The organism is Stenotrophomonas maltophilia (assembly GCF_025642255.1).
In the GTDB taxonomy this organism is placed as follows: Bacteria; Pseudomonadota; Gammaproteobacteria; order Xanthomonadales; family Xanthomonadaceae; genus Stenotrophomonas; species Stenotrophomonas maltophilia_P.
The window spans coordinates 2018744-2032796 of sequence record NZ_CP106759.1 but is presented as its reverse complement, the minus strand read 5'-3'; the positions used below and the strand labels follow the sequence as shown (position 1 = coordinate 2032796).

The window sequence follows — 14053 nt, the reverse complement described above, 5'->3', positions numbered from 1 at the left end:
TGGCCTTCAGGCAGGATGCCATCACGCACCGCATCCGAGGGTGGTCTCGGCTTCGTTCAGCGCGCCCAGCGCCACGCGGGACACGGAGATCGTCATTGCATCAGCCGTCCCCACCGACCACGGCCGATCCAGCGCACCCACCTTCGCTCCGGCCGCAGCCAGGCATTTCAGGGGAATGCCCACGCGCGTCCACTGGCCGACCGGAAGCGCCGCCAGAGTGGGCCCGATGGCGATGCGGGCCGAGCACCCGGCACCACAGCCCACCGCCAGCCACGCGTCGCCACGTGGTGCCACGTCGACACGCAGCGTGGTCAACAGCATCAGATCACCGTTGGCTTCCCGCTGCAGGTCCAGCGGCGTGTGCGACTGCAGTGCGGCCACAGCTTCCCCCTGACCCGACCAGACAAGACGCCGGCCGTCCTCCTGGGCCAGATGGTCCACACCGGTGATCTTCAGACGGTCATCTGCCAGTGCATCCGGCACGCTGATCACGGTCATGCCCTGCCCGGCACCATCCTCCAGCCGCAGCGCCATGCCGGCACCTGCATCGCCGCGGGCAAAGAAGACACCGGTTGCCCCCTCGTTGCCGGTGACGCCCGAAACTTCCGGCAGTGCCGCCAGATCGCCCTTGTCGGCATAGCTCAGACCGAAGCCGAACGGGAACAGCGGGGCGTAGTCCTTCTGGCCGACGTTGTTGGCGTACTGCGTGGCCGTACGTGGCCAGCTGAAGCTGAGTCTGCCCTTGAAGTCGTGCTGCATGCGGCCATCCGGACCACGCAGCAGTACGTCGGCAACGCCACCGCCTTCCGATCCCGGCAGCCACGCCGCCACGAAGGCGTCCGCGGCATTGATTTCCCGGTTCACCCAGAGAGGTCGCCCGCTCAGGAAGACCGCCACCACTGGAATGCCGTCTTCCTTGAGCCGGCGAATCAATCCCAGATCCGTTTCATCGCCGGGCTTGTAGGCCAGCGTGGGCAGGTCGCCCTGGAACTCGGCATACGGATCTTCACCGAACACCACCACCGCCACATCCGGCTTCACTGTGTATCTGCCATCGATGGCAAGCGTGGCCTCGCCACCCGCGGCCCTGGCCTGCTGCGCAATGCCCTCGAAGATCGTATCCGCATTGGGGAAGTCCTTGCGGGTCGTGCCGGTGCCCTGCCAGTTCAGCGTCCAGCCGCCGGCCTGCTTGCCGACATCATCGGCACCGTCGCCGGCCACGAGGATCCGCTGCTTCGGCGACAGCGGCAGGACGCCGTTCTGGTTCTTCAAAAGCACCAGCGATTCGCGCACCGCCTGCCGCGCCACCGCGCGATGCTCGGGGGCGCCGATCAGCGCGAACTGGCCACCCACCGCCCGGGTGGAAGGCCTGCCCGCCTCGAACAGGCCCAGGCGGAACTTCACCCGCAGGATCCTGCGCACCGCATCATCCAGCCGCTCAGCAGTGATCCTGCCGTCTTTCACTGCCGCCAGGGTGGTTTCGTAGAAGCCCTTCCAGCTGTCCGACGCCATGGCCATGTCCAGGCCCGCATTGATGGTGGCTGGACAGTCGGTGGTCGTGCAGCCCTTGATCTGTCCATGGCCATTCCAGTCGCCGACCACGAAGCCACCGAAGTTCATCCGCCCTTTCAGCACGTCGGTGAGGTAGTGCCGGTGGCCGTGCATCTTCTCGCCGTTGACGCTGTTGAACGACGCCATGGCGGTCTGTGCTCCGGCAGCGATCGCCGGCGGATAGCCGGCCGCATGGATGCGCACCAGCTCGGCCTCGCTGATGCGGGTATCGCCCTGGTCCTTCCCGCCGGTCGTGCCACCATCGCCCAGCAAGTGCTTCACCGACGCGATCACATGGCGGCCATCAAGAAAGTCAGGCGACCCTATCCTGCCCTGCAGGCCCTCCACCATGGCACCCGCATAACTGGCCACTACGGTGGGAGACTCCGAATAGCCCTCGTAGGTGCGCCCCCAGCGGTCATCCTGCGGAACCGCGACCGTTGGCGCGAACGTCCATTCCATGCCGGTGACGCGTGTCTCCAGCGCGGTGATCTCGCCGATCCTGCGCAGCAGCTCGGGATTGCGAGCAGCGCCGAGCCCGATGTTATGTGGGAACAGCGTGGCGCCGATGATGTTGCTCTGCCCGTGCACCGCGTCGATGCCGAACAGCAGCGGAATTGCCTTTCCACCCTGCGAGGTGTCCATGGAGGCGTCGTAGAACGCGTCCGCCAGCGCCAGCCACTCGGCGGGCGATGCATCGTAGCGACCGCCAGGATCGGAGTTGCCTCCGGCCAGGATCGAGCCGAGCCGGTATCTGCGCACGTCGTCGGGGGTGATGCTGGCGATGTCTCCCTGCACCAGCTGGCCGACCTTTTCCTCCACGGTCATGCCGGCCATCAGGTCGGTGATGCGTTTCTCCAGTGCGGCATCCTCGGCCAGGGGCCAGGCCACCTGTGGCCATGGATCAGCCTCGGTAGCGGTGGCCTGCGCTGGCCGGTCTCCCCCCTTGCAACCGACCAGCGCCAGCATCAGTCCGGCGATCAGCGCGCCGGCACGGCGCATGGAATCCTGCGATGTCATGGCGCTCATCCTTCCATCTGCTCCAGTTCCTTGCCCTTGGTCTCGTGCACATGGCGCAGCACGAACACGACCGAGACCACCGCGGCCACCAGGTAGATGCTGTAGGTTGCCGCCAGCCCGGCCGCGGCCAGCAGCATCGGAAACGTCACCGTGACCGCGAAGTTCGACGTCCACTGCGCTGCACCGGCGACGGCCAGTGCCGAGCCCCGGATCTGGTTGGGGAACATCTCGCCCAGCATCACCCACATCACCGGTCCCCAGGACAGATTGAAGAACACGACGTAGGCATTGGCGGCAACCAGCGCCAGGGTGCCCATGCGGCCCGGCAGCTGCAGGTGCCCGTCGGCCAGCGAGCCGCTGGCGAAGGCCGCCACCACCAGCGCCAGGGATACGGACATGCCCACCGAGCCGATCCACAGCAGCGGCTTGCGACCGATACGGTCGATCAGCAGCACGGTGACGAGGCATGCGCCGATGCTCAGTGCGCCGGACAGCACATTGATCAGCAGCGCGTCGTTCTCCGAGAACCCGACCGCCTGCCACAGCACGGCGCCGTAGTAGAAGACCACGTTGATGCCGACCAGCTGCTGGAAACAGGCCAGGCCGACACCCACCCAGACGATGGGACGGATCCGCCCGGTCGCTCTGCTCCTCAGGTCGGACAGCCGCGGACGATGATGGTCGGTGGACAGGGAGGCCTCGATCTCGTCGAGCGTGAGCTGTGCCTTGTCGCGGCCCAGCAGCCGGGTGAGAACCCGCAGTGCGTCCTCCTTGCGCCGCTTCACCACCAGGTAGCGGGGGCTCTCGGGGATGGTCAGCAACAGCAGCAGGAACACCAGCGAGGGCACCGCCTGCATCCAGAACATCCAGCGCCAGGCGGCCTGCCCTGCCCACAGAGGCTCCGTCGATGCCCCGGCGGCGGCGGCCAGCAGGTAGTTGGACAGGAACGCTGCGGTCAGCCCGCTGATGATCGCGATCTGCTGCACCGTAGCCAGTCGGCCACGGTAACGGGCGGGTGCCACCTCGGCGATGTAGGCCGGTGAAATCACGCTCGCCGCGCCAACTGCAAATCCCCCTATCACCCGCGCGACGATGAACCACGCGGAAGAACCCGCAGCGCCGGCCCCCAGCGCCGACAGCAGGAACATCACCGCCGACAGGATCAGCACATTGCGCCGCCCCAGCCGGTCGGCCAACCTGCCGGCGCTGAAGGCACCCACGGCGCAGCCCAGCAACATCGAGGCGATCTCGAAGCCCTGCATCCATTCCCCGGAGCGGAACGCCTGGTGCAGGCCGTCCTGGGTGCCGTTGATGACGCCACTGTCAAACCCGAACAGGAACCCGCCAATCGTTGCCACCACGCTGATCAGAACGATCAGCCGCGTGTTCTCTCCGCCATCTGCTGCCTGGTTCATCGACATCCCCTCGATCGCTCCATTGCCGCCTTGACGCTGCCGTGCTCAGCGCAGCAGATACTGGTTGAGCAGGTTCTCGTAGCGTTCCTGCTTGCCGCTGGTCTGGCGCGGCTCGCCGTTATCGGCGGCCAGCGTGGCCAGGTCGGCAAGGCTCAGCGTGCCGCGCTCGAAATCCTTGCCGGCCCCCGTGTCGAAGCTGGCGTAGCGTTCCCTGCGCCACTGCTCCCACGGCGACTCGGTGAGCAGTGCGTGTGCCACTTCCAGACCTCGTGCGAACGCGTCCATGCCGCCGATGTGGGCAATGAACAGGTCTTCCAGGTCAGTCGACTCCCGGCGCACCTTGGCGTCGAAATTCAGCCCGCCCTCCAGGCCACCCTGCCGCAGCACGACCAGCATCGCGCCTACGGTGTCGTACAGATCGCTCGGGAACTGATCGGTGTCCCACCCGTTCTGCGCATTGCCACGGTTGGCATCGATGCTGCCAAGCAGGCCATGGTCGGAGGCCACCTGCAGGTCATGCTCGAAGGTGTGCCCCGAGAGCGTGGCGTGGTTCGCTTCGATGTTGAGCTTGAAGTCCTTGTCCAGCCCGTGCTCCTTCAGGAAGCCCACCACGGTCGCGCTGTCGAAATCGTACTGGTGCTTCATCGGCTCCATCGGCTTGGGCTCGATGAGGAAGTTGCCTTTCAGGCCGATGCTGCGGCCGTAGTCGCGGGCCATCGTCAGGAACCGCGCGAAATGCTCGATCTCGCGCTTCATCTGCGTATTGGCCAGCGACGCGTAGCCTTCGCGCCCACCCCAGAACACGTAGTGCTCGCCCCCCAGCTCGACGGTGGCATCCAGCGCGGCCTTCACCTGCACCGCGGCACGGGCAACGACGGCGAAATCAGGATTGGTCGATGCGCCGTTCATGTAGCGCGGGTGCGAGAACAGATTGGCCGTACCCCACAGCAGCTTGACCCCGGTGGCGTCCTGGCGGGCCTTGGCCAGGCGCACCATGTGCGTGAGATTCTTCTGGTACTGGCCGATGTCGTCTGCATCCGGCGCCAGGTCGATGTCATGGAAGCACCAGTACGGCACACCCAGCTTGGTGAAGAACTCGAAGGCTGCATCGACCTTCGCCTCTGCAGTGGCCAGCGGCGAACCGGCCTCCCACGGAAACTGCCGGGTTCCCGGTCCGAACGGATCGTGGCCGGCGTTGCAGAAGGTGTGCCAGTAGCACACGGCGAAGCGCAGGTGCTCCTGCATGGTCTTGCCGCCGATGACCCGGTTCGCGTCGTAGACCTTGAAGGCGAGCGGATTGTCCGAGTCCCTGCCCTCGAACGGAATGCGGCCGACGCCCGGGAAGTACTCTTTGGCGCCGATGAAGGGCTGCGTGGTCATGGTAGGTGCTCCTGTCGTTGTGCGGGATGTTGGAGGGAGGCGGACCTCAGCCGCGCTGCAGCGGCGTGACGGCCTCGAGATGGCGGAGAAAGCGCGAATAGGCGGAGGCATAGGCCGCACTGCGGCCGGAATCCGGACGCGCGGACAGTGCCGGGTCCACGCGGACATGCTGCGCGGTGACCTCGCTGATCGGCGCGGCATCACCCTGCGACCGCCCGATGGCCCACAGGGCCTGCAGCGCCGCACCGAATGCCGCGCCTTCGGCCTGCACCGGCACGTCGACCGGCAGTCCGAACACATCGGCCACCAGCTGCCGCCACGCGGCACTGTTGCTGCCACCCCCGGTAAGCACGATGCGGTCGAACTGCATGCCGGCGCGTCTGAACGCGTCGTAGCCGAACTTCAGGCTGTAGGTCGCCCCTTCCATGGCAGCGCGGTAGATGTGCGCCGGCGTGAAGTTGTGGGTGTCCAGGCCGGCCAGCACACCCTTGCCCAGCGGCAGGTCGGGGGTGCGCTCACCATTGAGGAACGGCAGCATGACCAATCCGCCAGCGCCGGGCGACGTCGCGTCGAGGTGGGCATCGCCGTCACGCGTACTGAAACCGAAGGTGCTCGCTACCTGCTCGGTCACGACGGTGCAGTTCATCGTGCAGATCAGCGGCAGCCAGCCGCCGGTGGAAGAGCAGAAGGCGGCCCAGGCCCCGTCCGGATCGATCACCGGTGAATCGGAGTAGGCAAACAACGTGCCCGACGTGCCCAGGCTCATCGCCAGGCGGCCTTCCATGACGCAGCCGGTGCCGATGGCCGCCATCATGTTGTCGCCGCCGCCGACCGCCACCTTCACCGTCACCGGCAGTCCGAGCATGCGGGCCGCCGCAGTGTCGATATCGAACAGCGCGTCGGGTGGGGCGATGGGCGGAAGGCAGGCAGCAAGATCGCGGTCCGGATCCGTGGCGCGCAGCAGCGCCTGCGACCACGTGCGCGTGCGCACATCAAGCCAGCCCGTGCCGGAGGCATCTCCGTGCTCGCAGAACCGCTGCCCGGTCAACACGAAATTGAGATAGTCGTGCGGCAGCAGGATGGTCGCCAGCCGCGCATAGGCTGCCGGGCGATGCGTCTTCGTCCACGGCAGCTTGGAGGCCGTATAGCCGGCAAGGATCGGATTGCCGGCCAGTGCAATGGTCCGGTCGATTCCGCCGGCGGCGTCCATGATCCGGGTGCATTCGGCCGACGTGCTGGTATCGCACCAGAGCTTGGCCGGCGCCAGCACGTCGCCCGCCGCATCGAGCGGCACGAAGCCGTGCTGCTGGCCTGATACGGCCAGACCTGCAATGCGTGACCGGAGCGATGGATCAATCCCGTCGAAGCAGGTGCGCAGCGCCGCCACCCAGTCCGCTGGCACCTGTTCCCGGCTGCCATCGGCGCCGCTACTCATCTCCAGCGCCGCGCTGGTACGGGCGACAACGGCACGCGCCTCCGGGTCGTAGACCAGCACCTTCAAACTCTGCGTTCCTGCGTCGATACCGGCAACCAGACCCATCGAAACCGCCTCCGAACACCGAAAAGTTAGCGCTACCATTTCTGACATTCAAAAAAGGAGGCCTTGTTGCACTGCCTCCTCGTTTGCACGGCGTGCGTGCCGCCCGCCGTGATGCCGCACTGTAACCAGCCGCGGCGGAAAAAGCGTGCTGCAACGCAAAACCCTGCTCGCCGTCGCGGCATCTGCAGGCAGACCTGTTACGACGCCGCCCTGTTCGCGTGCCATACCTCGGGGCCCGACCGGCAATAGCGGTCGATGAATTCCGCCTGCGATGGCATCTGCGTGGCCGCCTGCCGCACCGGCTGCTGGATGCGTTTCAGCAGCGTGCGCAGGTCGGCGTCACTCAGTGCCCGCGCAAGCGGGTGCGGGCGGCCCGGTTGGATGCCCTGGCCAAGCAGCACACTGGTCCACGACTCGACCCGGAACAGCTCGCCGGGGTCCTGCCACGCGTGCGCGCGCTCACGCCAGGCGCGCAGCCGCTGCTGCAACGACTCGGGCACCGCCATCTCGCGGCACGCCTTCCACAACGGCTCTTCGCGCTGGGTGGCGTGGTAATGCAGGATGATGAAATCGCGCACGTGTTCCATCTCCTGGCGACTGACCTCGTTGTAGAGCTGCACCAGTGAGGCCGCGATCCCATCGAACGGAAACAACTGGATCAGCCGCACCACGGCGCTGATCGTCAGATGGATGCTGGTGGATTCCAACGGTTCGATGAAGCCACTGGCCAGCCCCAGCGCCACCACATTCCTGTTCCAGGCCTGCAGACGGCGTCCACTGCGGAAGGGCACCTGCCAGGGTTCGCGCAGCGGTGGTGCGCCCACGTCGCGCAGCAGCTTCGCCCTCGCCTCGTCGTCGGACATGTGCCGGCTGGAATAGACCAGCCCGCATCCGACGCGGTGCTGCAGCGCGATATGCCAACGCCATCCGGCTTCATGGGCGATGGCCCGGGTGTACGGCACCGGTGGAGCGACCGATTCGGTCTGTACCGCGACGGCACGATCGCACGGCAGCCATTCGTGCCAGTCCTCATAGCCGGTCTTCAATGTCTGCTCGATCAGAAGGCCACGGAAGCCGGTGCAGTCGATGAACAGATCGCCCTCGATGACCTGCCCGTCGTCCAGCACCAGCCACTGCACCGAACCATCATGCGCATGCTGTCTGACCTCGGCGATCCTGCCCTCCACCCGTCGCAGGCCGTGCGCCTCGGCTCTGCGGCGCAGGAACCGGGCGTAGAGACCGGCATCGAAGTGATAGGCGTAGCTGGGCTGCGGCTGGGTCTGCAGCGAGAAGCGGTCGTCGCGCGAGGCGACGCTCTCCAGGCAGAAATCGCCCAGATCCGATGGCATCCCGCGGCGGAGGCTGTCCAGCCAGAAATGGTGGAACGGCGTGGCCCAGGTGCCATGTCCGATGGTGCCGAACGGATGGAAGAAGCGCTCGCCCGGCAGGCGCCAGTTCTCGAACGAGATCGACAGCTTGAACGTGCCGGCCACCGCGCGCAGGAACTCCTGCTCGTCGATCTGCAGAAAGTGATGGAAAGTGCGGATGGGCGGTACGGTGGACTCGCCGACACCGACCGTACCGATCTGCTCGGACTCGACCAGGGTGATGTCCAGCTGGTCGCGGAATTGATGGGACAGCGCACATCCGGCCAGCCAACCGGCGGTGCCACCGCCGGCAATGACCACCTTGCGGATGCGCCCTTCTGCTGTGCTCGCGGTATCGATCACGGTGCCCCTCAGCGGTTGAGTCTGCCCAGCAGCATCGCGCGCATGCGGCGCGCGCGCTGCTCGTCGAACGGTGCAAGATCCCCCCGCGCATCGTCGGGCAGGTGCTGCCCCGCTCGCTCGCCGGGGCCGAATACGTAATACTGGAAGAGCGCTTCCCACGCCTTCTTTTCACGCGCGGGCAGATCGCGCAGGGCCCACATCGCATGGTGCAGCGCCGGCAGGGGCGAGCCGAGGAAGGCCGGCGAGCTACGCCACCAGTAGTTCACCAGCACATTGAACGGCGCCAGGCTGCGCACATGGTGCCACCACATGCTGGGAATGAAGATGGCATCCCCTGGCTCCAGCACTGCGCTGCGTGCACTCGCCAGGGCCTCCCTGAAGCGGGGATACCGGTCGAAGTCGGGACGTTCGAAGTCCACCACGCTCACCACCTGGCCGCCTGGCGTGGGATCCAGCGGGCCTGGGTAGAGATTGTCGATCTGTTCGGGCGGGAACAGCGTGAACTCGCGTCGGCCCACCGCGCAGCACGCAAGGTTGTCGGGGGTATCGAAATGGCACGATGCGGTGACGCGGTTGCCGATCCAGATGCTGGCCAACGCGTCGATGCCCTGCCCTGCCAACCCTGCCTGGTTGGCCTGTGCGAATGCCGGCAGCAATGCCCGCTCCACCGGCAGCGACGCCACGTAGTAGGTGGGCGGTCTTGGCTCATGCAGCGTCGAGGCGATCCCGTCCAGCACCTCGCTGAGCGATGCCCGACGGACCTCGAAGTTCAGCCGGCTGAAGTCGGCGGTGTAGAACGGGCGCCCGTCGATGTCTGGCCCGCCGAACGAGTACTGGATGGGCACGCCCGCGTCGACGCCGCCCAGGTAGGCCAGCGCGTCCAGCGTGGAGCGTTGTCCAGCCTCGACCAGCGGCCAGTTTGACGCAATGCCTCGCAGCACTACCGGCTCTCCGGCCTCGACCAGCGAGGCCAGAGGCAGCGCAGCAGGATCGATGCCCTCCAGTATCCGCATCGTAGCCCCCATCGCCCGCCCTCAGTTCCTGGCCGTGGACGCTGCTGCATCCTGCGCGCGCAGGCGTCGCTGCTTCTCGGCGATCAGGCGGCGCATGTTGTGCAGCGACGCCAGCATCAGGTAGGCACCCTCAAGGCAGCCAGCGCGATTCAGCGCGGCCAGCGTCGAGTCGTCCAGCAGCGCCAGGCGCTCACGGTCGATGCCGTGCAATCCGTTCACGCTCACCCGGTGATGCTGCGTGATCTGCACATCGAGCGTGACCGGCTGGATCAGTCCGCTTTCGTCGAGCATTGCAAACATCGCGGCGCCGAACGCGCTGCCATCATGGATGCCACGCAGCACGCCGGCGATGTGGTCGAGGTAGGGGGTGTTCCCACCCTGCGGCAGGAACAGCGGCTCGCCGGCGTCGGTGTTGACCCGGGGATGGTCCAGATCGACATGCATCACCGCCTCCCGGGTGAGCACACCGTCGACGTAATGCTCCTGGAATCCGATCAGGAACGGCCCCTTCGCTGCGGCTCCCGGAAGATAGGAGGCGTTCCAGCGGCCGTCCTGCAGGAACAGGTTCTCGTGCTGTTCAAACCCGAGCAGGGCGACGGCCTGCCATTCGCCCGATCCGGCCTGTTTGCGCAGGAAGATGGGATATTCCCGCTGCAGTTCGGCGAACTCGCTGGGATAGGCCGGCACCATGCCCACGGCGTCGCCGAACTCGGGGCCGAAGCCGGTGGCGACCCTCAGGTCCCGATGGGCGATGTTGTTGAGCATTTCATAGCGGGCCATCAGGGCGTCCAGTCCGGTGCGGGGCCAGTGGCCGGCAGGGTACCGCCGGCACGTGCGACAGGTGCTGCGTCAGGACAGGCCCGTGCGGTACCGTTGCCGGGACAACGGTACCGCGCCGGACGGGTCCGTCGCCAGACTCAGAACTTGTAACGGACACCCAGCATGTAGCGTGGGCTCTGGTCAGCCAGCTTCACGATCATCTGCGACGTGCGCGAGCGCCAGCGTACGTCCTCGCCGGTCAGGTTGATCGCTTCCAGTCCGAACGACCAGTGGTCGTCCAGCGTGTAGTTCACGCTCAGATCCCACTGCTCGTAAGCCTCCACATAGTAGGGATTGCGGCTGGCGCCCTGGTTGGCCAGGATCAGGTACTGGTCGCGCCAGTTCCACGCCAGGCGGACCGACCAGCCGTACTTCTCGTACATGAGCATGGCGTTGGCGGTATCACTCAGACCGGTGAGCGAGAACTGGTCGATGCCCGGATCGCCGCCATTGTTGTAGCCGACGTCGCCGCTGACGATCGTGTAGTTGGCCAGCACGCCGAAACCGGTGTCGCCGAAGAAGTACTGCCCGCCGAGCTCCCAGCCGTGCAGCTTGGACTTGTTCTGGTTGATCGGGCGGTTGACATTGAACTGGTACAGCGGATCGTCCGCCTGGCCATACAGATCGTAGGCCGCTTCGGTGGCCAGCACCTGCGCGTCGGTTCCGTTGTAGGCCGCCAGTCCGGCGGGGTTGTTGCGCAGCAACGCCAGCGCGGTGAACAGCGAGGTGTCGTTGGCCGAGCAGGCGGCCGCATTGGCGGCACCGACCTGGGAGACGCAGGCTGCACTGGTGAGGAAGTCCAGAGCCGCACGCGCATCCGGGCCGGACGTGGGATCGGTCAGCCCGTACAGGCTCTCCTGGACAACGGTATTGCCGATGAAGTTGTCGACCGACTTGTTCCAGTAGGTCAACGACACATAGCTGGCGTCGGCGAAATACCACTCCAGCCCGAGGTCGAGGTTGTCCGATTCCAGCGGCTTCAGGCTGGGATTCTGCGCGTTGCCGCTGGCGCGCGACGACGGATCGATCAGCACCGATCCGAACGGCTGCTGTGCGCCCGGGCCCGCATAGAGATTGCCGTAGGGCGCGCGGGCGATGCTCTTGCCGAACGACGCACGGCCCTTCAGCTCATCGGTGAAATCGATGCTGAAATCGAGATTGGGCAGGATGTAGCTGTACCTTGCCTTCTCGGTGAAGGGCTGCTGCTCGTCGGACAGCACGATGCGGAAATCGTTGTTGGCCTGCCACTCGATGGACTCGGGAACGGCGATCACCGAGGTCGAGACCACGTCGGTGGTCTCGTAGCGCACGCCCAGCCGGGTATTGGTGCGCATGCTGCCCAGCTGGCCATCCAGTTCCACCTGGAAGTAGGCCGCCTTGGTCTTCTCTTCCACGAAGTTGTCGGCCGCGCGTTGCGGGCTGACTCCCAGTCCCACGCCATATTCGTCCGCCGCCCACTGTGCGAGCTGGCCGGCGTTGCCGCGCCATGCGGGCCAGCTGCTGGCGCTGTAGTCGTCGAACAGGCCGACGATGTTGACCGGACGCAGCAGATCCATGAGCCCTGCATCGGTATCCCGGTTCACGTTGGCCACGCCCCAGTCGCCCAGGGTCGAGTAGGCCTCGGCTGCCTGGATGCGGTGCGTGGTCGACTTGTTGGTATCCACGCCGAACTGGAACCGCCCCTGGTCGAAGTTCCATTCGCCGTCCACGCGGGCCTGCTTGATCTCGCTCACCTGCGACTGTGCGTTGACACGCAGCACCTGGGTGCCGATCTCGCCCTCCTGGAAGCCCGGGTTGACCACGCCGTTGGTGCCGGCGATCGCATCTGCCGTGCTGGGATACCAGGTCTGGGTGCCGACCGGCAGACCATTGTTGAACTCCAGTTCCTGCACCCAGGAACCACCGCAATGGGGGCCACGGGTACAGTTGTTGGTGCCGGCAATGCTCATGAAGATCGAGCCGCCGCCGGTGAGCGGATCATTCGGACGACTCTCGTTCTTCGAATTGTGTGCGTCGAAGCTCAGCTTGAAGCGGTCGGTGACATTCCACACGGCATTGAAGCCAAGCGATCCCAGCTTGTACTCCTGCATGCTGCGCTGCTGTTCCAACCCGAAATCCTTGGTGCCGGCGATTTCGCGGATGTAGACCGGGGTGGCCACTGCACCACTGGTATCGAACTGGACGTTGGTGTAGTTGCTGTTCTGCAGCCACATGCCCTGCTCGCCACGGTTCTCGGTGATCTCGTTGGTCGAGTAGGTGTAGTCCACGGTCAGGGTCAGGCTGTCCGTGGGCGCGAACTGCAGAACGGCCTGGCCGTTCACGCGTTCCCGCTCGAACTCCGAGAATGCATAGCGCAGGTCGTTCGGGCGTGCATAGAGCTGGCCGATCTCCGGCGCGTTGACCACCGTCGGGTTGCCGGGCATCGAGCCCGTCCACGGCTGCACGTTCCAGTAGTTCTCCGTGGCCTGCACCGAGCCGCCCTTGCGCTTCTGCTGGCTCGCGCTCAGGCTCACACCGAAGGTCTTTTCCGGATTGCTGTAACTGAAGATGCCCGACAGCTCCGGCGTCAGATCATTGTCGAACGGCTGGCTGCGGTCCGAGACGAGCTTCGCGCCGGCATTGGCGATGATCCCTTCGTGATCCAGCGGCCGCGCGGTCAGGATGTTGATCGTCGCGCCGATGCCGCCGCTGGGTACCTGCGCCTGGCTGGTCTTGTAGACCTCGATGCCGTTGATGGCCTCGGCGGCCAGCTGCGCGAAGTTGAAGGCGCGGGTGCCACCGTCGACGCCACCGATGGCGACCTGCCCGGACGCACCGAATGCATCGGCACCGGGCATCTGGCGTCCGTTGAGGGTCACCATGTTGAACTGCGGACCGAAGCCGCGTGCCGTGACCTGCGCACCTTCGCCGTCACGGCGCTCGATGGAGATGCCGGTGATGCGCTGCAGCGACTCCGCCAGGTTGGTATCGGGGAACTTGCCGATGTCCTCGGCACTGATCGCGTCCACCACGCCAGCCGAATCTCGCTTGATGTCCATGGCCTGGCTGAGGCTGTTGCGGATACCGGTCACCTGCACCGCGTCCAGCTGAGTAGGCTGCGTGGGCTGCGTCTGCGCCGTAGGCGGTTGTGCGGTGGTCGTGGAGGCCTCCTGTGCGAAGGCGGGATTGATCACCAGGACGCCGCCGACGAACGTGAACATGGCCCTGGAGCGGAACTTCGCCAAGGTCCGGCTCATGGACGGGTCCTCGGGTCTGGAGTAGCACGGAAACTGCGAGCGCTCATGAAAGTCCCCTATGACATACGATCGAATGGATGTACCGCCCCCTCCCAGGGGCACGCACGGGCGAGGCCCGTATTCCAAACCGAACATCGCGGGCGCCGGACGCGCCGCGACTCAAACTCGCTTTCAAGCCTGCCAGGACGAACACGCGGTAAAGAAGGCAGCCCCTGGACCCAAAACCCCGAATCTATTGGTAGCGCTACCATCGCGTTGAGGCGCAGACTAATCACCCTGGTTCCCGCTTGTCACCGTGCAGCGCAGCAAATCATTCCTGCGGCAGTCCCCTTGTGCGCATCGCACACGC

At 65.9% G+C, this 14053-nt stretch carries 8 protein-coding genes; all 8 read right to left on the bottom strand.

What is annotated here, in order from left to right:
• Positions 1 to 21: 21 nt before the first annotated feature.
• The 8 genes from N8888_RS09365 to N8888_RS09330 all read right to left on the bottom strand — a co-directional run bounded on the left by N8888_RS09365 (position 22) and on the right by N8888_RS09330 (position 13704).
• Positions 22 to 2571, bottom strand: coding sequence for a glycoside hydrolase family 3 protein (locus tag N8888_RS09365; RefSeq protein WP_263178293.1), 2550 nt, complete (start codon positions 2569 to 2571; stop codon positions 22 to 24).
• 5 nt (positions 2572 to 2576) lie between these two features.
• Positions 2577 to 3986: a sugar porter family MFS transporter gene (locus N8888_RS09360; protein WP_111187020.1), complete on the bottom strand. Its 1410-nt coding sequence runs from the start codon at positions 3984 to 3986 to the stop codon at positions 2577 to 2579.
• Between the two features lie 45 nt (positions 3987 to 4031).
• Complete coding sequence (gene xylA, locus N8888_RS09355; protein WP_253118467.1) at positions 4032 to 5366, bottom strand: xylose isomerase; 1335 nt, start codon at positions 5364 to 5366, stop codon at positions 4032 to 4034.
• A 46-nt stretch (positions 5367 to 5412) separates the two neighbouring features.
• The gene (gene xylB / locus N8888_RS09350; protein ID WP_263178381.1) at positions 5413 to 6906 is read right to left on the bottom strand and encodes a xylulokinase; all 1494 of its coding nucleotides are present in this window, start codon (positions 6904 to 6906) and stop codon (positions 5413 to 5415) included.
• Positions 6907 to 7103: 197 nt separating this feature from the next.
• Complete coding sequence (locus N8888_RS09345; RefSeq protein ID WP_263178290.1) at positions 7104 to 8636, bottom strand: tryptophan halogenase family protein; 1533 nt, start codon at positions 8634 to 8636, stop codon at positions 7104 to 7106.
• An 8-nt stretch (positions 8637 to 8644) separates the two neighbouring features.
• Entirely contained in the window at positions 8645 to 9661 is a 1017-nt protein-coding gene (locus N8888_RS09340) for a cupin-like domain-containing protein (protein WP_263178288.1), read from the bottom strand.
• Between the two features lie 9 nt (positions 9662 to 9670).
• Positions 9671 to 10429: a SapC family protein gene (locus tag N8888_RS09335; protein WP_263178286.1), complete on the bottom strand. Its 759-nt coding sequence runs from the start codon at positions 10427 to 10429 to the stop codon at positions 9671 to 9673.
• 137 nt (positions 10430 to 10566) lie between these two features.
• Positions 10567 to 13704 (bottom strand): TonB-dependent receptor, encoded by a 3138-nt coding sequence (locus N8888_RS09330; protein WP_053518517.1) that lies wholly within the window; start codon positions 13702 to 13704, stop codon positions 10567 to 10569.
• Positions 13705 to 14053 lie beyond the last annotated feature (349 nt).